The organism is Selenomonas dianae (assembly GCF_030644225.1).
GTDB classification, from domain to species: Bacteria; Bacillota; Negativicutes; order Selenomonadales; family Selenomonadaceae; genus Centipeda; species Centipeda dianae.
Map to the genome: position 1 here is coordinate 1615882 of NZ_CP128650.1, position 22427 is coordinate 1638308.

The 22427-nt window shown below is 54.4% G+C and carries 15 protein-coding genes, 2 tRNA genes and 2 riboswitches; of the genes, 6 read left to right on the plus strand and 11 right to left on the minus strand.

Translation table 11 applies throughout. From position 1 onward, the window contains the following. Positions 1–4 precede the first annotated feature (4 nt). Positions 5–832: a prolipoprotein diacylglyceryl transferase gene (gene lgt / locus QU667_RS07980; RefSeq protein WP_304986675.1), complete on the plus strand. Its 828-nt coding sequence runs from the start codon at positions 5–7 to the stop codon at positions 830–832. 53 nt (positions 833–885) lie between these two features. On the opposite strand, the gene QU667_RS07985 is transcribed toward lgt, so the two are convergent. The 4 genes from QU667_RS07985 to QU667_RS08005 form a co-directional block, all read right to left on the minus strand. After that, positions 886–1755: an ABC transporter substrate-binding protein gene (locus QU667_RS07985; RefSeq protein ID WP_304986676.1), complete on the minus strand. Its 870-nt coding sequence runs from the start codon at positions 1753–1755 to the stop codon at positions 886–888. Between the two features lie 368 nt (positions 1756–2123). Further along, a complete protein-coding gene (locus QU667_RS07995; RefSeq protein ID WP_304986677.1) occupies positions 2124–4445 on the minus strand; it encodes a TonB-dependent receptor in 2322 nt (773 codons plus the stop codon). Between the two features lie 115 nt (positions 4446–4560). Next, positions 4561–6684: a TonB-dependent receptor gene (locus tag QU667_RS08000; RefSeq protein ID WP_304986678.1), complete on the minus strand. Its 2124-nt coding sequence runs from the start codon at positions 6682–6684 to the stop codon at positions 4561–4563. Between the two features lie 27 nt (positions 6685–6711). Further along, positions 6712–7785, minus strand: coding sequence for an ABC transporter substrate-binding protein (locus QU667_RS08005; protein WP_304986679.1), 1074 nt, complete (start codon positions 7783–7785; stop codon positions 6712–6714). Positions 7786–7952: 167 nt separating this feature from the next. Beyond that, positions 7953–8137, minus strand: a riboswitch (cobalamin riboswitch). Between the two features lie 411 nt (positions 8138–8548). Between QU667_RS08005 and QU667_RS08010 the strand changes: the two genes are divergently transcribed. From QU667_RS08010 to QU667_RS08025, 4 genes are all read left to right on the plus strand, one after another. Beyond that, the gene (locus QU667_RS08010) at positions 8549–10792 is read left to right on the plus strand and encodes an autotransporter outer membrane beta-barrel domain-containing protein (protein WP_304986680.1); all 2244 of its coding nucleotides are present in this window, start codon (positions 8549–8551) and stop codon (positions 10790–10792) included. 185 nt (positions 10793–10977) lie between these two features. Continuing rightward, a tRNA-Val gene (locus tag QU667_RS08015) sits at positions 10978–11054 on the plus strand. Between the two features lie 203 nt (positions 11055–11257). Next, positions 11258–11333 (plus strand) — tRNA-Val (locus QU667_RS08020). Between the two features lie 54 nt (positions 11334–11387). Next, positions 11388–12086 carry a Crp/Fnr family transcriptional regulator gene (locus QU667_RS08025; RefSeq protein WP_304986681.1) on the plus strand — a complete coding sequence of 233 codons (699 nt, stop codon included), beginning with the start codon at positions 11388–11390 and terminating at the stop codon, positions 12084–12086. 76 nt (positions 12087–12162) lie between these two features. Here QU667_RS08025 and bioB read toward each other — a convergent pair whose 3' ends face one another. The 6 genes from bioB to uvrA form a co-directional block, all read right to left on the minus strand. Beyond that, the gene (gene bioB, locus QU667_RS08030; RefSeq protein ID WP_304986682.1) at positions 12163–13173 is read right to left on the minus strand and encodes a biotin synthase BioB; all 1011 of its coding nucleotides are present in this window, start codon (positions 13171–13173) and stop codon (positions 12163–12165) included. Between the two features lie 97 nt (positions 13174–13270). Then, positions 13271–14101 (minus strand): methyltransferase domain-containing protein, encoded by an 831-nt coding sequence (locus tag QU667_RS08035; protein ID WP_304986683.1) that lies wholly within the window; start codon positions 14099–14101, stop codon positions 13271–13273. Then, complete coding sequence (locus tag QU667_RS08040; RefSeq protein WP_304986684.1) at positions 14098–15555, minus strand: O-linked N-acetylglucosamine transferase, SPINDLY family protein; 1458 nt, start codon at positions 15553–15555, stop codon at positions 14098–14100. Before QU667_RS08040 ends, QU667_RS08035 begins: the two co-directional genes overlap by 4 nt. Next, positions 15552–16706, minus strand: a complete 1155-nt coding sequence (locus QU667_RS08045) for a metallophosphoesterase (protein ID WP_304986685.1) — start codon at positions 16704–16706, stop codon at positions 15552–15554. Before QU667_RS08045 ends, QU667_RS08040 begins: the two co-directional genes overlap by 4 nt. An 18-nt stretch (positions 16707–16724) precedes the next feature. Beyond that, positions 16725–17642 carry an AEC family transporter gene (locus QU667_RS08050; RefSeq protein WP_304986686.1) on the minus strand — a complete coding sequence of 306 codons (918 nt, stop codon included), beginning with the start codon at positions 17640–17642 and terminating at the stop codon, positions 16725–16727. Between the two features lie 228 nt (positions 17643–17870). Further along, entirely contained in the window at positions 17871–20699 is a 2829-nt protein-coding gene (gene uvrA / locus QU667_RS08055) for an excinuclease ABC subunit UvrA (protein ID WP_304986687.1), read from the minus strand. 88 nt (positions 20700–20787) lie between these two features. Further along, a riboswitch (TPP riboswitch) is annotated at positions 20788–20884 on the plus strand. Between the two features lie 50 nt (positions 20885–20934). Here uvrA and thiC point away from each other — a divergent pair. Continuing rightward, entirely contained in the window at positions 20935–22239 is a 1305-nt protein-coding gene (gene thiC, locus QU667_RS08060; RefSeq protein WP_304986688.1) for a phosphomethylpyrimidine synthase ThiC, read from the plus strand. Here the strand turns inward: thiC and QU667_RS11630 are convergent. Beyond that, complete coding sequence (locus QU667_RS11630) at positions 22236–22379, minus strand: secretion protein HlyD (RefSeq protein WP_304988434.1); 144 nt, start codon at positions 22377–22379, stop codon at positions 22236–22238. The genes thiC and QU667_RS11630 overlap by 4 nt on opposite strands. Between the last annotated feature and the right edge of the window lie 48 nt (positions 22380–22427).

Here is a 22427-nt window from a genome sequence, read left to right on the forward strand (position 1 = left end):
TCTCTTGCATCAATATCTCTTCTACATCGGCGATTTCCCCATCCGCTCCTACGGGGTCGTCATCTCCCTCTCGATCCTACTCGCGTCGGGGGTCGGCTACTTCCTCGCAAAGGCGGACGGGCGCGGCTACGAGAAGCACGTTCCCGATCTCGGCATCTACTGCGGCATTGCGGGACTTCTCGGTGCACGGCTCTGGGACGTATTTTTCTTTGATTGGGACTACTACCAGCACCACCTGACCGAGATCCTGAACGTCTGGCAGGGCGGTATGGCGATCCAGGGCGGCGTCTTTCTCGGTGTGCTCGCCGGCATCCTATACAGTCGGAAACACAGGCTCGACACTGTTCACTTCATGGATGTTGCCGCGCCCGCCATCGTGCTCGGACAGGCGCTCGGCAGATGTGCGAATCTCCTCAACGGGGATGCATTCGGCGCACCGACGGGCAGCAATTTCGGCATCCTCTACCCCGACACCACCCTTGCACACCACACCTACGGTGCGCAGCCGCTCTGGCCGGCGGAAGTCTGGGAGGGGCAACTCGACATCGTCATCTTCGCCCTGCTGCTCATCTTTCGCGCACGCGGGCACGCACGCGGACAGTGCTTCGCCCTCTACGTCATGCTCTACAGCCTCGTGCGCTTCGCGCTCGAATACTTGCGGGGCGACTATACGGAGAAGTACCTCGGACTCTTTACCAGTGCCCAGATGACCAGTCTCGGCTTCGGACTCGTTGCCCTCACCATCTTCCTCTGGCTCGGACTGCGTGAGAATACCACTGTTCCTGCTGAAACGGAGCAGATAAACGAACGTAGAAAACGACGAAAAAAATGATGTTCTGTACAAAAAGCTGCCTATCAAATGGCAGTTTTTTTATACAGAACACATCATTCATCCGGATACAGTCCCCGCCGAATCGCGCGGATACCATCGAGCAGCTTAAAGGCGGGCGTATAGACATACTCCACAGGAACAAAGTGAATGCGATTGTTTTGCACGGCACGCAGTGAGTTAAAGCGCACTGCCCGAAAAAAATTCTCTGCAAACTGTTTCCCGTATGCATCGTTATACGCAACAAAAATGACATCCGGATCACAGGAGATCAGTTCTTCCTCGCCGATGTACTTACTCGTGAGCGGAATGCGTCCACCGAGGCGGCGCACCATATCGCCGACCACCCAGCCCGCGTCATAGTTGAGGATATCCCCCTCCCCCACCTCGACGATCAGAACCGTCTGCTGTTCTCTTCCGCGCATCGTCTCCTCATCCATGCGCAACTCCGCGCGAATATCCCGCAGCAGGGCATCCGTCTGCTCTTTTTGGTCGAAGATCCGCCCCATATCGTCAATGAATTTGCATTCGTCCTCAACCGTCGCATCTTTTAGAACGTGGTTCGCCGTTGCAATCACATAGGTATTCACACCGCGTTCCTGCCACCACGCTGTATTCCCATACCAGCGCGGCGTAAACGAAGCCTTCCATGCGAGGATGAAATCCGGCTGCAGAGCGACTGCCTGCTCCCGTCCGATGGAGTTTTGAATCACGGGCTCTACCTTGGCAAACTCCTCCGGGTATTCTCGCTGCAGACGCGCGTAGGAAACGCCCGCGGTGCTCAGTGCCGCGCCGACGATACGCTCCCCCTGTCCGAGGATCAGCAGAGTTTCCAGTGCATTCACCTCGTCTACGATGATGCGCTGCGGCGCACGCTGAAACGTCGTCTGCAAGGGAGCACCGTCCGCATCATAGGTATCAACCACAACGGGATAGTGTGGTGAAACAGTATTTGGAAACTCCTCTCGGAGCGAAACAACCTGTATTTTGTCATTTACAGGAAGAAAAGGGAACAACACGAACGACAAGAATAATAGGAGAAAGCATACGATCTTCTTCATAAAATCAGCGCCTCAAAAATGGCAAGCAGCCAAAAAGGTTGTCTTGCCATTCTTATAGTTAGGGAAGCACTGATAAATTCGGCACGACCATCTTGACGCATCTTTTTCGCCCGCTTTTCGTTAGCAAATCCTCCACATAGCCCTCGCTATGCGTCCGGTTTGCTGCCTCAATCGGACAAAAAATCTACGCCAATCCGGCATACCTCATTTTATCAGCGCTTCCCTAGAATAAATCAGAACGTATACTTCGCGCCGACCATGAACGATCGCCCAAGTTCGGGGTAGGCGGCAGGTCCGTAGTAATCCGATCCAACCGTCTCATACGCTGCATTCGTCAGATTTTCGATCGATGCATAGATCGTCATGTCCTTATGCAGTTTGTAATTGATGTTAAAATCCATAATCAGTTTGCGCGTCGAAGTGAATACCATCGTATTCATCCCCGTATACCACGTACCGGACAGAGATGCATTGAGCCGCCTGTTGTCATAGGAAATATCAAACTTGTAGACATTCGCAGGACGCAGATCATTGATAACCGAGTTGACATTGCCATCTGCCAAACTAAGGTCAGGGTCAAAGGTCATGCCATCCTTTGCCGAGTACCGATCATACGCATGGAAGTAATCCGCACCGACCGTCAGATGCTTATCAAATCGGTGCTGCAACGTTAAATTGAAGGACTTCTTCAGCTCATTGGCATTGACGGCACGATAGAACGACTGCGTTGGGTCACTCGGATCGAGCACGTTATAGCCGACGACCGCATTGCTCATCCACGTATAGTCATAGTGGACGGAGGCGGATGTCTTCTTCGAGAAGTCATGGCGCAGCCCCATCGTCCAGACATCCCCACGCTCATCTTTCAGATTGGCAAGTAGCTCGTTCCCATAGGGGTCTTCATACGATGAAGTATAGTCATTCGGACGCAAGGGACGATGCACGCGCGTATAGCCGAGATAGGCACTCGTCCCCTTCTCAAAGGCATACTGCATATGGAGCGACGGCGTGAACACGCCGCGTGTTTGACCGAGGTTCTCATTCCCTCCCTCGCCATCGTTCTCAGAGGCATCCGTATAGCGCGCATAGCGGAGAGATGGAGTAATCTCGAATTTATCCGAAACAAAAATCTTGTCCTGCAGATAACCGTTAATGGATGAACGTTCCATGCGCGACACAATACCCCTATAAAGCCTATGATTCTCAAACTTCGACCGGTCATACGTCCATGTTGTCAGCAAGTTGTGTCTGCCGTATGCCTTGCCAAGCTGGAGCTGCATACCGTAGTTCTCCATACGGAAAAACCAATGCTTTTCACTGCGTCCGACATAGTGCTGACGCACCCACGCATCCCATGCAGGTGTATTCGGCGAAATGTGCGGGTCACGCGCATCTCCCGCACCGAACGCTCCCCAGTAGCGCTCATGCTGATTGTAAATGCGGACAAAGCTCTCCATGCCGTTATCGCGATGGAACACATACGTCACATCATTGTTGTTCTTGTTATATGCATTGTATGCACCTGTCGCCGCCCATGTGTAGCGCAGATTGCGGAAACCCGGATTGTCCGTTTCACCTCGTTTTTTATACGTCTTCCAATCCGTAATGATACGATTCCAGTCCGTCGGGTTGAAGTATCTGTGCTCCGGTGCGGTCATCGGATAGTCGTCATCGCCCTGCATATGGTTATGAGAGAAATAAAGTGCATGATTCTTGTCAAAGTCATAGTCGACGCGAATATTGGCAGCCTGATCCTTATAGCCCGTATTCAGCCAGCGATAGGTATTCCCGCTCAGACCGTCCTTGTATTTCGCATCCCCACTCATCTCACGGCTGAGTGAAACGAAATATTTGAGACGATTCGCATCGAGAGCTCCGGAATAGGTAAACTTATAATTATGACGATTCCACGAACCCGTCGATATATCGAGCGTTCCCTGCGGCTGCCCTTCGCCCTTGCGTGTGATGATATTGATAACGCCGCCCGTCGCATCCGAACCGTAGATGGATGCGCCCGGGCCCTTGATGACCTCGATCTGTTCGACACCGTTCATATTGATGATCTGGTTGATGTCGAGCATCGCTTTCGTGCCGTCTTCCGTCCATGGTTGCAGTACATTGGCCGCCGAGTTGTCCACGCGGCGTCCGTCCACAAGCACAACGACACGATCATCGCCGTTGATGCTCAGAATGCTGTGCGTGTCTTCGATTCCCATCTCGCCGCCGCGGTAGCCGGGCTTACGCACGAGTACACCGGGGACTGTTTTCAGCGCATCACTGAGTTGGTTAAAATGACGCTTCTCAAGCGTCTCCCGATCAATGACATTCACGTCGCCGCCCGTGCGGTAGTAGGACTGTTCCGTGATAACATTGCCAAACGGATCTTTGAGTTCACCTGCGACCTCGATATCCTTCGTTTCATATGAAATTGACGAATCGGTCTCCTCGATGGATTCACGCGCAGAAATCTCCTGTGCGTGAACATTCACCCCCCCGTACAGGACAGATGACAAGAGAACGCCAAGCGCCGCACCCTCACGAATCTTCTTGCTCATTTGCTGACTCTCCTTTGACAAAACACCAATGAATACATCGACACATCATCGAAACAATGTCCAAGTACAGGGACACTCCCGTACGCGTATTCTGTTTCTGATATGACAGTACTTCTTAGAAATCATACGCCAGAGACAGTACCAGACTGCGCGGACCATGCATCGAGACCGATTCCGCAACGGCATCCTGAACAACCCAATACTCTCTGTTCAGTACATTAAATACGTTGAGCCCCACGCGCAGCGCATCTCCATTCGCAAATGTATGTTTGTACTGCGCCCCAAGATCCAGTCGCCACCATCCCGGTACATGCTTGCTGGCAAGCGGATTCATAGGTGCCTTGCTATTCGCCACCATACGTCCCGTCAGTGACCATTCCGCATTCATCTGATATTCGGTGGAGAGTGTGAAATTCCATTTTGGAATTCCCGCAATCGTCCTACCGTCATTTTTTCCACCCTTTTGCTTGGCGTTCAGGTACATTATCCCGCCAAGGAGATTGAGTTTTGGCGTTACGTGTCCGAATACCGTCACTTGTCCCCCTTGATTTTTTTGTCGGCCGTTATAGCCATACCGATTATTCGCATCCACATGGAGATTTTCCTGCTCCACGGAAAAAATGCTGAAGCTCCCGCCCAGACGCTTGGCATCCCATTTCACGCCAAGCTCGTATTGCTCGGTGGTCTGTGGCGGCAGATATTCTCCCCTGTTGGCATATCGTCTGCCCACCTTTCTTCCCCTGCCGAGACTTTCCATGTAGTTGGCATACACCTTCACATGGGGGTTCAGCGCATACATCAGTCCGAAATTTGGACTATACTTGGAGCTGTCATTTTTTCCCTGTGAAACAACCTGATGACGAAGGCCGAGCAAAAAAGACCATTTGTCATCATCGGTGACGATGCGATCGACAAAACTGATTCCCTTCATGACCTTATCGTCGTCATCATCATGATACCCCCAATTCGGTGCCTTGGGCGGGATCATCTTATCAAACGAGGATTTGTCGTAAATATTCCCCTTGTAAGGAGGAAGCAGATCATCATAGTAATCCGTATCATACTCAATCCATTCCTCGCCCTCCAACCGATCCGCGCTCAGCACAATATCGTGATGCATCTGACCGGTATCGGCTTTCAGACGAACACCCCCGGCATACCCGCGAAAGGTTCTGTTCTCCCGAATCATCTCCACATAGGTTATAAAATTCCCCTTCTCATCGGTCAGCCTTGGATAGTACGCCATGATCACGGGATCCCACTCATCGGTATGATACCCGCACTTAAAAAACAGTTCTGCCGAGGGATTGAGCTGCTGCGCCAGAGAAAACGTCACAATATCGTTGGCATGGCTGTATTCTCCCCACGAAGGCTGAAAGTTTGCATCCCCCTGCGGCGGTTTTGGCAGAGAATGACCACCCAGTCGGATTCCTGTCTGACATCCTTTGTGGCGCACCTCCCGATGTCCGACCAAAAGCTGCGCAGAAGTTTTCTCTCCCCGATAATCGACATTGACAAAAGCATTGTTTTCCTTATATTTTTCATTTCGGAATCGCGTTGCTCCATCCTCGATGCCGATATTGGCCCGAACGCCCCACTCCTTGTCCTTCCCGAAGCGTGTCCCGAGATCCAGTTCATGAGCAAAATGGCTCTTCCCGGAAAAGGTTTCCCGGAAGACGATCTTCGTCTCATCTTCCGCAACTTTCGGAACGAGATTCACGGTGCCGGCCGCACTGGCAGAGTAACTACCGATCCCGTTCACCAACGTATTTGGCCCTGAGATGATCTCCACCCTGTCCACGAAATTGGTTGGAATCGACGAAGGGGAGAGCATCCCCGGCACGCCATTGATGTAATAGTCCTGCGAACGCAGACGATAGCCGCGAATATGCACATCATTATAGGTATTGTCGCCGTCAGAGGTCACCGTGGGATCCAACGTAAGCACCTCAAGGAGCGTATTTCCGGAGGAGCGATTCATGTCAATGGACTTTTGCGAAAGGCTCATCACATTAAACGGTACATCCATAAAGTCTGCCTTGCCAATAATGCCCAAATTGTTCTTGCGTACAATTTGCCCGCCATGGAAAATTTCGTCCTTATAATTGCCATACACAAAAACATCCGGCAGAGAATACGAATCCTTATTCTCAGCGGCTGCGCCATATACGACCGGCAGATGGACGGACCCTGCAAGCAGAATACTGAGGAGAACGGCTCTTTTTTTCATGAGAATCATCCTTTCCAACATTCATGGAGATACATATTATTCTAGGTTCGATATGACCTTTGAACCGCCCCCCTTGGTTTCCATATCGCATTCAATGTCCGGATACAGACCTTTTGCAAACAGGCAAAGCCCCTTTGCTGTGCGCAGCCCGGGCATATACATATACTCCACAGGAATTGGGTAGACGCGGTTTTCCCGCACGGCTTTGAGCGAACGGTATTCCGGATGATGCATCAACTGATCTGCAAAAGAAGCCGTATGCTCATCAAAATATTCCACAAAGATAACATCCGGATCTAAGACCAATAAAGTCTCCGCGTCGCGAAACTGCACATCTGTCGCCATACGAGCACCGAGTGTGTGCAGAAAATCACCGACAAGCCAACGCGCATTATAGTTGATCACATATTTTGATGGTGAGCCTTCCAGAACGATGACACGATCCTGCCTTTTCCCCGCTGTTTGTTCCCGTATCTGCCCAATCTGAGCGGAGATGTCTGCTGCAATCGCCTCAGCTCTCTCCGGACAGCCAAACACGATACCAACATCACGTATGTAGCGGAGTTCTTTTTCGATGGTCTGTTTCTCTCCGGTATTTGATGTCACAGGAATATAGGTAGCTACACCACGTTTGTGCCACCATTCTGTCGATCGGAGTCTCCGCTCAGAAAATGCGGATTGCCGTGCGAAAATCAGATCCGGTTCCGCGGCCAGAATCATTTCCAAACTTACTCTCTCCGGAGCAATTTCCTGTATTTTGGCAAATTCCTCCGGATACCGCTCCTGTAAATCAGTCGTATGCGGAGGCTCCATACAGGCTAATACGATGCGATCTGCCAATCCCAACGCCAAGAGGATTTCAATGTTGTTCCAATCCATCACCACAATCCGCTGCGGTTCACGCGTGATGACCAACATCTCCTGCTGTCCTCGTGAGTTATAGGTCTGCACACTGCGCACCGTCGTCTGTCTCTCCGGCAGAACATCATGAATCGGTAAAGATGTTGTTGTAAATTCACGTAAAATAAAGATCGTGCAAAATATCACAGCGAAAAGAAAAAACAATATCCCAAGATCCGATATGTGCTTGTATCTGCGACATCGACACATCAGATCATACGCCTCTCCTTCTGCCTGATCCCCATTACCTTTTTCTCGTTATGCTTTCGAGCAAAAGATGCACACACCATGTAACAAAAAAAGCCTTCTTGCTCTCCGGCAAAAAGGCACACGAAACACACAAAGATAATCGCGCCTTCCTGTCTCTCGCAGGGACGATACAGCGTTCCAATCGGGCAGTTCTTCTGGCTCTGCTTCCTCGTCTTCCCCGCCTTCCCGGTTTCCCAGTGACATATTGAGGTCGACTCTGCATTACAGCTGCGGGACAGCGCAGGTCTTGCACCTGCTTCTCTATTCAGGAAACACGGATAAATTCAGCACCGCCGTCTTAGCACATCTTTTCCGCCCTGCCATCGTCAACAAATCCTCCACATAGCCCTACTATGCGTCCGGTTTGTTTCCTTGGCAGGACAAAAAATCTGTACCAATACGACGGACTTCATTTTATCAGTGATTCCTTGAGCGCAATGCGCACCCGATTGGCAAAATATTGAATTATATTTTTATTTCAAAAAGATAAGCCTAGATTATCATACTGTTAATACACTGTCAAGTTGAATTGTGATGCAACAATACAATCAAAAACCTCATTTATTCTACTTTCTCGATTGCCGATATGTCGTCATTTTTCTTTTGCATAATTTTTTAACGAAAATTTATTTTACAATAAAAAAAGCAGATGTTATAATAGCCGACGATTATGTTGCTTGGATGAAATGCGGTGTTTCGTCCCGATGATGAAGGAGGAATAATTATGGCGTATTGGAAGATGCTCGGCAGGAGAAACAAAAAGAACATGGTTCTTGCCTCTATGCTGGCGGTAAGTGTCCTATCGAGTGCGACGGTATGCGCGGCGAAAACGATTGAGAAACATACGAACGGCAAAGCCTACGGCCGTACGATGCACGACGACCAAAAAGAAGTATGGAATGAGGATGTCACGGTCAACGTCTCCGGCAATGGGGGCGGCCAGTGGTACAACAATGTGACGGGGCTGTACCTCTTGGAGGGCGCAGATCTCACGATCAACGGCGACTTGAAAATGGTGGTGAAAAACAAAAATCCGGCCACGCGGGGCAAATCATCGTCCACCTCGGACATCGCACATTACTATATGAGCGGCATCTATGCGGGTTACGGCGGGTACTCGTACGGTGAGCAGCACGGGGATACAAAATGCACAATCAACGGCAACGTGGATATGGACATTGTAGGCGTGGCGCTCCAAGCCAATAAGGACGGATACATCACCGTGCGCGGCGGCAAGATCGTCACGCACGCACTCACCACATCCGATACCTATGCGATGCTTGCCGAGGAGGGCTCGGTGTTCATGAATACCGGTGCCGATGGGAAGACTCCGGGGACAGCAGACGTGGATGTCTATGGCAACCTCGGGGTGCTGCACAAAAACTATGGCATCGACCCCAATCCGGACGCACACGGCTCTTTCGTCTCCATTGGTCTGACCACGGCAAAGTCGAAGCTGACCGGCGGTGTGCTCAACGAGTTCGCTGAAAACGGACAGAACAAACATCACGCCGGTGTCGATATGTACCTGAAGAACGGTGCCGTCTGGAACAATCAGTGGATCGGCGCGGAACGCGTGGCGGCTCCCAACCGGGCGGACAAAAACACCTATCTCTACACAGGAAGCAAGGTGAGGAACCTTGTCGGCGGGGCGTCGGAGGCGGAGCGCGGACACATCCACCAAAAAGACACGCGCCCCATTACCGTAGATAACTACAGCGGTCATGAGGCGGTGCATTATGGTCGTGCGGCGGACGGCAGTCTCGTCGGAGGGAATTTCGTCGTCAACCATGCCGCCGCAGGTTCGCAGGTGACGCTCTCCGCACAGAATCCGACCATCGGCAAGAGCCTGAACGAGGAGGAATACAAGGCGGAAGTGGAGAAAAGCTTGCAGGCACTCGCAGGCAAGCTCTCTTATACGGGCTATGTCAACGGAGAGCGGAACCTGAGAGGAATCGCGGCAGTGGAGGGCGGTCTGGTCGCCCCGGCGGCAAAGATGCAGCTCGATTATCAAGCCGCCGACGGGCAGGCAAAGCTGTCGTCACCGATCTTCGAAAAGGAGACACCGCTGGTACGCGGTGCAAAGAGCGCGATGCTGGCTTCTTCCGTCTTTTGGGCGGGAAACAATAACGACCTGCGCCGCCGCATGGGCGATCTGCGTCTGGGAAGCGAAGAAAACGGCATCTGGGTGAAATATCTGGGCGGCAAGACGGGGGTTGAGGACGAGCATCTCAATCTCAGGCAGAACTACCATATTACACAGCTCGGATACGATCGAAAGGTGAAGGACTGGACGACCGGCATTGCACTGGAGTACGGAACATCCAGTGCATCCTACGGCAACGGCTCAGGGAAGGGACGACTGAGCGGCATCGCACTCTACGGGAGTATGCAGAAAGACGACGGGCAGTACCTCGACATCATCGGGAAAGGCACGCATCTGAACAATGAATACAGTGCCTACACCGACAGCGGCTACCGCATGGATGGCGACTACGGAACGCACGGGTTCTCCCTGAGCATGGAATATGGGAAAAAACTTCCTGAAAAGAACGGATTCTACGTCGAGCCGAGTGTAGAACTGACCTATGGTCATTTGGAAGGGGCGGACTACGATGCGCCGACCAATGTTGCAGGAAAGAAAATACGCGTTCAACAGGATGCATTTAACAGCACGGTCGGCAGGATTGGCATTGGGGTTGGCACTGACACGCCAAGAAGCAACCTATTTATGAAAATAGCACTGGCGCACGAGTTCAGCGGCACAATGACGAGTAAATTCACTGCGCCGAGCGAGCCGACAAGCAGCACAGAGATCGACCTGAAGGACACTTGGGTGGATCTCGAACTTGGCGGAAGTCATAAACTCAACGACAGCTCGTATATCTATGGGACATACACGAAGAATTTTGGTGCAACACTGGATAACAAGTGGCGCGCCGATGTAGGCGTTCGTTTCCTTTTCTAGGGAATCACAGAGAAATGGACAAAAACGCAGAGGATAGGAAACCCCTCTGCGTTTTTTGACTCTCATCGACAAAAACACCGCAAATAAGAATTGTGCCCCTGTTTCATTCTCTAAAAAAATTTTCTTGACATATGCCCCCATCCTTGCTATAATCCATCTTGTCGTTTGGACATGAGCGACAAAATGGGGTTATAGCTCAGTTGGTTAGAGTGTCTCGTTGACATCGAGGAGGTCACAAGTTCGAATCTTGTTAACCCCACCATTTGATTTTCCATCCGCAGCGATGCGGATTTTTTCTTAGGAATCACTGATAAAATGAAGTCCGTCAGATTGGCGTAGATTTTTCGTCTGAACAAGGCGGAAAACCGGACGCAGAGTGCTGCTCTGTGGAGGATTTTCCGCCGAAGTGTAGGCAAAAAAGATGCGTCAAGGTGATGGTGCTGAATTTATCAGTGCTTCCTTTAGGCTCACTTAGCTCAGTTGGTAGAGCATCTCCGTCACATGGAGGGGGTCGGGGGTTCGAATCCCTCAGTGAGCACCATTGTATATGACAGCCGTCCCGTGTGGGCGGTTTTTTTGTATATGCAGGAGTATCATGATGTCAAAGGAAAAGGAAAATGCCGCACACATTCTCGCACAGACGAGTCTCGCGCAGGGAATGAATGCAGAGGAGGTTGCCGAACTCCTCGCCTCAAGCGATGTTACGCTGCGCACATACCCGAAGGGAGCACTCATCTTCCACGACGGGGAGATGCCCCACTCGCTCTATATCCTGCTTGAGGGCGAGGTACACATTCTCAAGGACACCTATTCGGGACGACAGATCTTCATCTCGGAGATCGATCGGCCGGGCGATATGTTCGGTGAGGTCTACGAGGTTCTGAAACGCCCCTATGATATGTATGTGCGTGCAATAACAAAGGTGAAGTTGCTCGAAGTATCGAGCCATCTCTTCACCCTCGATGTAGGCGAAGCACCGCGCCGCTCTGCACTGATCGTCCAGCGCAACCTCATGAAGATCTTTGCGGGCAAGGCGTATGCGATGCATACAAAGCTGAAAATTCTCGCGAGCGGCACGCTGCGCGAGAAAATTGTCCGCTATCTGTTCCCGTACATCGACAAAGATGGGCGTGTAACGCTCACGGTCAGCCGCGAGTTTATTGCTGCCTACCTCGCCGTCAGCCGTCCCTCCCTCTCGCGCGAGCTGAGCACGATGCAGCGCGAGGGCATCATCGAGGCGACGGGGCGCAGCATACGAGTTGTCGATATGGAGAAGTTTGAGGAGTATTTATAGGAATCGCTGATAAAATTAGGGACGCTGCAAAATGCAGCGTCCCTAATTTTATATGTAAATATTGAAGGAATCAATGTCAGTGTGCGCCACACGCCCCCGATGACACGCGGCAGTCCTCGCTGCGGTTTGTAAAGCCCATCTCTCGAATGAGTTCCATATCCTCGGCGATGGTCGTACCCGATGTCGTGAGCATATTGCCCGTGATGGATGCGGACGCACCCGCACGGAACGCCGTCGCCCCGTTCTCGGGCAGGAGTTTGCGCCCCGCGCCGAGGCGGATGTTTGCGGTCGGATTGATGAAGCGGAAGATTGCGACCGTACGCAGGATGTCCTCGCCCGAGATCGGCGGGAGATGTTCGAGCGGTGTTCCCGGGATCGCCATGAGTGAGTTGAGCGGGATGGACTCGATACCGAGTTCCTGCAGGGCGAACGCCATATCAAAGCGATCCTCCCACGTCTCCCCCATGCCGATGATACCACCCGAGCAGACACACAGCCCCTCCGCCTGTGCCGCCTTAATCGTGCGAATGCGGTCGGCATAACTGTGCGTCGTGCAGATCTCGGGGAAATAACGCTCCGATGTCTCGATGTTGTGATGATAGCTCGTCACCCCCGCCTCACGCAGACGGCGGAACTGACTGCGCGTGAGCAGCCCATGCGAGGCACAGAGGTCAATGGAGAGCGTGCGGCGCATCTCCTTGTAGGCATCCAGAGCCTGTTCAAACTCCGCACCCGAGAGCGCACCACCCGAGGTGACGATGGAGAAACGGTTTGCACCCGCGTCCTGATTTGCCTTTGCGTGCGCAATCAAATCCGCCTGCGCCATAAAGTTATAGGTATCGACACCTGTCTTGTGCCGCCCTGCCTGTGCACAGTATTTACAGTCCTCCCCACAGCGTCCGCTGCGCCCGTTGACAATGGTGCACAGGTCGATGTGATTGCCGCAGAAATGTTTTTGGAGACGATATGCCCCCTCGCCGAGTTCCTCGACCGGCGTATCCATAAAAACGGAGCGGTCGTCCGTACGGCTGACACGATAGCCGGCAATGATCTTCTTCGTCAGTTCATTTACACGATTTTCGCGCATAAAAAAATACCTGCCTTGTCATAGATTATGTTTATGTTCTCTATTATAAGGCAGGTTTTTTATTCCGTCAACTAAATATTTAACCGTAGTTTACTCTTTATATGTCTGCAAGCACTCCTGTGAGCAGCGACCGCACGCGTTCCTTATGCACACACGTTTCTGTGATAAAATCTGACAGATAATCATAAAAGATCCCCTCACGCACACAGAGTCTGTGCAGCTCTGCGACTGCTTCCTGCGCCGCAGTATCGTATTCGACGCGGTGCAGGAGACGCGCCATCGTGCGCCGCTTTTCCTGCGAAAAGAATCGCTTGAGGTTCGCGGCTGCCGCCGTACTGCGAGATGCCTGTATGAGCCATGTCCGTGTAATGAGGTCATCACTGAAGTTTGCAAAGCCCGCCTCCGCCCATGCTTCCCCCGCCGACGGGTCATCGTCACGCTCCCCTGCAAAGAAGTGGATTTCCTTGTAGAGCGTATCATTGAGGAGCCGCACGATCTCGGGCTTGGCATACAGGTGACGGTCGCCGCGCACGCGGAACTCGCCGTCACGCAACCCCGCAAGTATACGGTGATAACGAACATTCGTATAGCAGGTGTAGAGCGTCCCCGTCTCCTTAAGCGCACGGTTCAGAGCCATAAGCGTATCGTACGGTTCATAGGCACACTCAATCGCAAACGCCGAGATAATGTGGTCAAACATCTCCTCTGCGAACGGCAGCGGGTCGCGCCGCCAATCGAGGACGTGTGCGTGCACGCCAAGTGTGGTAACGTGTGCATCCTCCGCAATCTCAACATATGGCGTAACGGCGTGCATCTCCGCATTCGGGTACATCTCCCTCAGATGCGCAAGATATTCCGAGCCGTCAACAACGAGAATGCACAGACGCTCCGCACTCGGCGCGAGGAGTTCAAGCAGCTCCGTCCTCACCGTGCAAAATCCCCGTGCTCTGCCCACAGGCGTTCCATCTCACCCGAAAACGCGGCAAGGTAGGATGCTCCATCCATCAATGCGGACTTCTCCACCTCGGCACGCAGTGCTGCACGGTTCGCGCGGACGGCAGCAATATCCTCCACCATCCGAACAGCAAGCTGCTCATACCCACGTACATCCTCCGCAATCCACGTTGCTTTCCCCGCTGCCGTGAGCATCGCCGCCCCGAGCCGCGACGCATGGTGCGTCTCCCCGCGCAGTGTGACGACAGGCACGCCCATGTAGAGCGCGGTTGCGGTCGATGCGCCGCCCGTATAGGGAAAGGTATCGAGCGCAATGTCGATGTCCCCGTAGTCCCCAAGGTAGTCCCGTTTTCCTGTCCGCACAAAAATGCGCTTCGCGGGCAGTTTCAGCCCCTCGATCATCTCAATGATCGTCGTCACGCGCAGAGGGCTGTCTACGGCGGCATCCTGCAAAATGAGCTGTGCCTGCGGCAGTTTTTTCAGAATCCGCCCCCAGACCTTGAGGCACTCCTCGTTGATCTTCATAAAGTTCTGGAACACGCCGAAGGTCACGGGCGCATCCGCGGGACGCTCCGCCACCGCACGCGCACACATCGCCTCATCCGGTGTGAAATGAAACGCGTGCGGCAGACGCAGCAGCTCCTCGCTGTAAAACTCCTCCGATCCCACAGGGGAGAGTACCTCATCTGTCAAAAAGCCATCGACAAAGGGTACGCCCGTCGTCGCGAACCAACCGATACCCGAAATCTGCACGGGCGCAGGACGGTGCGCAAGCACCATGAGGGTCATGCCGCCATCCGTGTGTCCGCCGATGTCAACGAGCACGTCGATCTCGTCCGCACGGATCCACTCCGCCTGCTCCGCGATGGAGAGATTTGCAATCACATGGTAGTTCACCATGCCGCGCAAGCGCTCGGTAAAGGCATCCACACGGTCACTGAGGGAGTACACATAGACATCGTACTGCTCCGTCAGCCCACGCAGAAGCTCCTCGTAGAAGAGCGCAGAGGACGAGCTGAGAAAATGCGGCGCGAGAAAGCCGATCCGAAGCCGCTCATGGCGTACATCTGCACGCGGCGGCAGCGGCTCCTCATGGCGGTAGAGCGTCGCATACATATCGAACTGCGCCTTGAGTTCCTTTGGCGTGAGGTTCGGGACGGCGTGACAGAGGTAGAGATAGTTGGAAAAATGCTGCCGTTGACTGCGGAGAAATTTATCCTCCGTCGCCGCCTCGAAATACGCCGCAATCGCGCCCTCCGTATCGGCGAGTGCACCGCAGCACGCGCCCATCATCTCGGAGAAACGCCACTGCTCATCCGCAGGAATCTCCTCGTGTGCACGCAGATAGAGGATCGCCTCGATCGCCTCGTAGATATACCCCTGATGAATGTCCTCGCGAAGGGCGGTGTAGTCGTCCATCCAACTCATTGTACTGTTCTCTCCAATCTAAAATATGCAATCTCGGGCGGACAGCCGATCCGCAGCGGAAACCAGCTGCCGTTTCCCGTATGCACGTAGCCGTAACTGTCCCCGATGCGCACCATGCCACGTGTGTACTTGAACACGGGAAAGAGCGGCAGACCAAGGATGCCGAACTGACTGCCGTGCGTGTGTCCCGTGAGCGTCAGCGGAACGCCGCCGTGCGCCGCCGCATCATCAATAAACTCGGGATGATGCGCGAGCAGAACGGTAACAGCGTCACGCGAAACATCCGCCATCGCCGCTGTAAAATACGCCTCTTTTTGCGTGTAAAATCCGTCGCCGCGTGCAAATGGATAGTCCACACCCGCGATGTAGAGTGCGCCACGCCCTGCGACACGCGCCGCAGAGTTCAGTACGACGTGCACCGCCCCCTCTCCTGCCATGCGGTCAACAATCGGGCGGCCATCGTGATAGTATTCATGGTTGCCGATACAGTACCAGATCCCATCGCGAAAATCTCCCGCGTGCGCAGCAAGCACCTTGGCAGCACGCTCGTTCAGCCGTTCATCATCGAACACATCGCCCGTCACGGCGAGCAGATCTGCGCCGCCCGCCGCAGCCTCCGTGAGGAGAGCGTCGAAGACCTCCACAGAGAAGAACATCCCCAGATGCACGTCGCTGATCTGCGCGATCACCATGCCGTCCGCCTCGGGCGGCAGGTTCGGCACAGGGATGGTATAGTCACGGCGCACCGTATGTTTTCGCTCGATAAACGCTCCATAGCTGCTGAGAAGAACGCCTGCCGCAGGATAGAGCGCCGCATTTTTCAGCACGCGCCGACGCCCCTCATCGTAGGGCGCATTTTCCAACGTTCGCAGGAAAAACCGCACCGAAACGACAACCGCCACAAGAGCAAGTACAATCATCTGCGCGACCAGCAGCAGAATGATCGGCAGCGTCACGAGCCCCGCCCAGCCGTCCGTCCGATGCGTACTGAACAGGAAGAACAGCCCGCCGACACTGCCGAGCTCAAAGAACACAAGGGCGATTCGCGCCGCACGAAGCCTCCGCCCCTCTGCCAAATAGCGCAGGAAATAGACGCTGAGTGCGAGCAGTGCGAGAACGATGAGCAGGAAAATCACCAAGAAGCCCGGCAAATGTACCGCCCCATTTCATCAAAGACCCGTAATCATCGACACGAGCGGAATCGTCGCCACCGAGATGACGGTGGAGAGTGCGATGATCTCCGTCATCAGAGGATAGGCGACCTTGTTGTAGAGCAGCGCCACCATCGCCACCATACCGCCCGTCGGCGCAGCGACAATGACGAGACTGCACCCGAGGACATAGGGATTCGTAACGAAGAATTTCATCGCAAAGAGAATGGGAATTGGCAGGACAACCGCCTTGAGGAAAGTATAGACGAGCAGTTTGCGATCGGTCAGCATATGGCGCATATGGATGTCCTTGAGCGACGCGCCAATCATCATCATCGCAAGCGGCGCAGTCATCGCACCAAGCATGGAGAATGCCTGCATGAGCAGCGGATGCGTCGGAATCTCGCCAAAGTAGATCACGCACGCGATCAGCGAAGCGATGATGCCCGGGTTCAGCAGCAGACGGAACATCTCGCGCCCACGCCGCTTATGAATACTAATCGAGGAAACACCGTAGATGAAAAAGAGCAGATTGACGGGAATGAAGAACAGCGTCATATAGACGACCGCCTGATCGCCATACACGCCCTGCACGAGCGGTAGCCCCATAAAAAGAGAGTTGTTGAACCAAAACGAGAGATTGACCGCTCCGCGCAGCCGCCCGCGATAGCGCAGGAGAATCGGGAGCAGGAAACCGACAGCACACATCATCACGAGGAGAATGGCATAGTCCATATAGGTCTCAATGACCTGCGCCATGTTCATGTGCTCCTCCGCGTGCATCGCCGAGGAGATGATGAGGCAGGGACACGCGATGTTGACAATCAGCGAGGAAAACTGCTCCTGATTGTTCGGAATGATGATCTTGTAGCGGCGTGCGAGTGCTCCCGCAAAGATCATCAAAAAGAATACGATCATCTGGCCTAAAATCAGCATTGCATTACCTTCTTTATTTCAGTTCGTAAAATCAGTTGTGTTTCTTTCATGCAAGCCCCTCGCGAACACTTAGTTACGCAAGTGATCGCGTGCTCATTCGCCTAAATACCGGCGCACTTCTTAAACGCGCTTCGCTTGAACGAAAGAAGTACGCCGGGGGCGAGTCGCCCGCTTTACTCACTTGCTCCACTAGGGTTCGCTTTGGGGCTTTGCATTGCATTCGAGCCATCAATGTTTCTCCACAAGCAGCGGCTTCAGGAACTGCCCCGTATAGGACGCTGCAACCTCTACGATCTGCTCCGGCGTCCCCTTCGCGACGATGATTCCCCCACGCACGCCGCCCTCGGGACCGAGGTCGATCACATAGTCCGCAGCCTTGATCACATCGAGATTGTGCTCAATGACGACGACCGTATCGCCGCCGTCCACGAGCCGCTGGAGAATGACGAGCAGCTTGTGGATGTCCGCCGCGTGCAGTCCCGTCGTCGGCTCGTCGAGGATGTAGAGCGTCTTGCCCGTGCTGCGCTTCGACAGCTCCGTCGCGAGCTTCACGCGCTGTGCCTCGCCGCCCGAAAGCGTCGTCGCGGGCTGTCCGAGACGGATGTAGCCGAGCCCCACGTCGCGGATGATCTCAAGCTTGCGTGCGATGCGCGGCACGTTCTGAAAGAAGTCCACCGCCTCGTCGATCGTCATGTCGAGCACCTCAGCGATGGTCTTGCCCTTATAGTGCACCTCAAGTGTCTCGCGGTTGTAGCGTGCGCCCTTGCAGACCTCGCACGGAACATAGACATCGGGGAGAAACTGCATCTCGATCTTGAGAATGCCATCGCCACGGCACGCCTCACAGCGTCCGCCCTTCACGTTGAAGCTGAACCGCCCCGCCTTGTACCCGCGCATCCGCGACTCGGACACCTGACTAAAGAGATCGCGGATCGCATCAAACACACCCGTATACGTTGCAGGATTCGAGCGTGGCGTGCGCCCGATGGGCTGTTGGTCGATGTTGATGACCTTGTCGATGTGCTCAAGCCCCTTGATCTTCCTGTGCTTGCCGGGCTTTCCCTTCGCACGGTAGAGACGCGAGGCGACCCCGCGATAAAGGATCTCGTTGACAAGCGTGGATTTGCCGGAGCCGGATACTCCCGTAACGAGCGTCAGCGTTCCAAGCGGGAACTTCACATTGATATTCTTCAGATTGTTCTCCGCCGCGCCCACAATCTCAAGGAAATTACCATTCCCCCGCCGCCGCGTTTCGGGCACGGGGATGAACTTTTTCCGCGCGAGGTACTGCCCCGTGATGGAGGCGGGGTTCGCCATGATCTCCTCCGCCGTTCCCTCCGCGACCACCTCGCCGCCATGCTCGCCCGCACCGGGGCCGATGTCGATGATGTGGTCGGCGGCGTGCATCGTATCCTCGTCGTGCTCCACAACAATCAGCGTATTGCCGAGGTCGCGCAGATGGCGCAGCGTCGCAAGCAGACGGTTGTTGTCACGCTGATGCAGTCCGATGCTCGGCTCGTCGAGGATGTAGAGCACCCCCATCAGCCCCGAGCCGATCTGCGTTGCGAGGCGGATGCGCTGCGCCTCACCGCCCGAGAGCGTCCCTGCCGCACGCGAGAGCGTCAGATAGTCCAGCCCCACATCGAGCAGGAAGTTCAGACGCGCATGGATTTCCTTTAGGATCTCCACAGCTATCTTCGCCTCGCGCGGGGAAAAATCCTTCTCCGCCTCTGCGAGAAAGGCATCCGCCTCGCGGATCGTCAGTGCCGTGAGGTCGGCGATGCTCTTGCCGCCAATCGTGACGGCAAGCGTCTCGGGCTTCAACCGTGCGCCGTGGCATGCCGTACACGGGGTCTCCGTCATATAGTCCTCGTAGCTCTCGCGCATCTCCTCCGAGTCCGTCTCGCGGTAGCGGCGTGCAAGCGTGGGCAGAACGCCCTCGTACGGAACGTTGTATTCCTTCTCCTCGCCGAACATATTCGTGTACTGAAAGGAGATCTCCTCATCCGAACCGTAGAGCAGCAGCTTTTGCATCTTCTTGTCCATGCGGTTCCACTGCGTGTGCTCGTCATAGTCATGCGCGCGCAGCAGTGCCGTAATCGCACGCATCCCGTACGAGTTCGGATTTTTGGACAGGGGGGCAAAAACACCGTCCGCTACGCTGAGTGTCGGGTCGGGTACGACAAGTTCCTCATCGAACTCCTTGTGACTGCCGAGTCCCGTACAGACGGGACACGCGCCGAACGGGCTGTTAAACGAAAACATACGCGGCGCAATCTCGGGGAGAGAGATGCCGCAGTCCACACAGGCGAAATTCTCGCTGAACATGAGGAGCTCCCCGTCCACCACCTGCACGTAGACCACACCGCCGCCCGCACGCAGAGCCGTTTCCAGAGAGTCTGTCAGACGGCTCTCCATGCCCGCACGCACAACAAGGCGATCCACCACAATCTCGATCGTATGCTTTTTCTGCTTTTCAAGGGTGATTTCCTCGCCGAGGTCGCGCAGTTCGCCATCGATGCGCACGCGCACATAGCCGTCGCGGCGGATCTGGTCGAGGATCTTGCGGTGCTCGCCCTTTTTCCCGCGCACGAGCTGCGCCATGATGAGCAGCTTCGTCCCCTCGGGCTGCGTCATGATGGCATCCACCATCTGATCGACGCTCTGCTGCGCAATGGGCTTGCCGCAGCTCGGGCAGTGCGGCCGCCCCGCACGCGCGTAGAGCAGACGCAGATAGTCATAGACCTCCGTCACCGTGCCCACCGTCGAGCGCGGGTTGTGGCTCGTCGTCTTTTGGTCAATCGAGATCGCAGGCGACAGCCCCTCGATATTGTCCACGTCAGGCTTGTCCATCTGTCCGAGGAACTGCCGCGCATACGCAGACAGCGACTCCACATAGCGGCGCTGCCCCTCGGCGTAGATCGTGTCAAACGCGAGCGAGGATTTCCCCGAGCCCGAGAGCCCCGTCACGACAACGAGCTTGTCGCGCGGGATCTCCACGTTGATATTCTTTAGATTATGGGCGCGTGCGCCCTCGATTTTGATACTTTCGTTCATATTTCCCTCCATTTATTTGGATCAAGTGACTGAAGTTTTTCAATCTTGTTTTTCATGCGCAGCGATGATATAATAACAGAAAATTACATATTTCCACTAGGGGAGCGTTATTGCTGAGAGATCTTCGGATCGACCCTTGGAACCTGTTGGGTAATGCCTGCGTAGGGAAGTGGCTTTGTTTGTTGTTGCCGTTCGGTCTATGCCGGACGGTTTTTGTATTTTAGGAGGCAGTTTTATGGCAACGCAGATGCAGCGTGCACGCGCGGGGGAAATTACGGAGGAGATGCGTATTGTCGCAGAGGAGGAACGGGTGACGCCGGAGTTCGTACGCGAGAGCGTGGCAGCAGGACGGATTGTGATTCCCGCGAACACGGAACACAAGGGGCTCCGTCCGCGCGGGGTTGGCGCAGGGCTGCGCGTCAAAGTGAACGCGAACATCGGTACATCGAACGTATTCCCCGCAGTTGAGCCGGAACTTGCGAAACTGGACGAAGCCGTCCGCTGCGGTGCTGACGCTGTGATGGATCTCTCGACGGGGGATCATATCGACGTATCACGCCAGCGGATCATCGCCCACTCCCCTGTCATGGTTGGGACAGTTCCACTCTACGAAGCGACCGTGGTTGCGATCCGAAACCACGGCGCAGTGATTGAAATGACGGATACGGATCTCTTTCATGTAATCGAGCAGCAGGCGCGGGATGGAGCAGACTTCCTAACACTGCACTGCGGCGTAACGCGCTCTGCCATCGAGCATATGAAGCACGAGGGACGCGTCATGGATATTGTGAGCCGCGGCGGGTCGTTCATTGCGGGCTGGATGCTCCACCACGATAAGGAAAACCCGTTGTATGAGCGTTACGACGACATCCTCGACATCTGCGAGAAATACGATGTGACGATCAGCCTTGGCGACGGAATGCGCCCCGGCTGTCTCGCAGATGCAACAGATCGCTGCCAAATCACGGAACTGCTCACACTCGGAGCGCTTGTGGATCGCGCATGGGCGCGCGGCGTTCAGGTGATGGTAGAGGGTCCGGGTCACGTGCCGTTCGATCAGATCGCATCAAACATGAAGCTCGAAAAGGAACTCTGCCACAACGCGCCATTCTATGTTCTCGGCCCTCTCGTGACGGACATCGCACCGGGATACGATCACATTACCTCGGCGATCGGCGGGACACTTGCCGCCGTAAATGGGGCAGATTTTATCTGCTATGTGACGCCTGCGGAACATCTGGGACTGCCGACCATCGAGGACGTGCATACGGGCGTTATCACGGCACGGATAGCGGCACATTCAGCTGATCTCGTGCGCGGCGTACCGGGCGCGTGGGAGTGGGATCTCGCAATGGCGAAGGCACGCAAGGCTCTGGATTGGGAGAAGCAGATGACGCTTGCAATCGACCCCGACCTTGCCCGCAGAAAACGCGGAGCGCGCAACGAGGAGGGTGCGGAGGCGTGCTCCATGTGCGGGAATTACTGTTCGGTGAAGCTCCTCGGACAGTATTTGGGAAAGCCCGGAAACGGATCTTGTTAAGGAAGCACTGATAAATTCAGCGCCGCCATCTTGACGCATCTTTTTTGCCCGCACTGTGTCGACAAATCCTCCACATAGCTTTTGCTATGCGTCCGGTTTGTCTCCTTGTTCGGACGAAAAAATCTACGCCAATCTGGCAGACTTCATTTTATCAGCGATTCCTTAGAACACTTCTCCCCCAAAGAGTA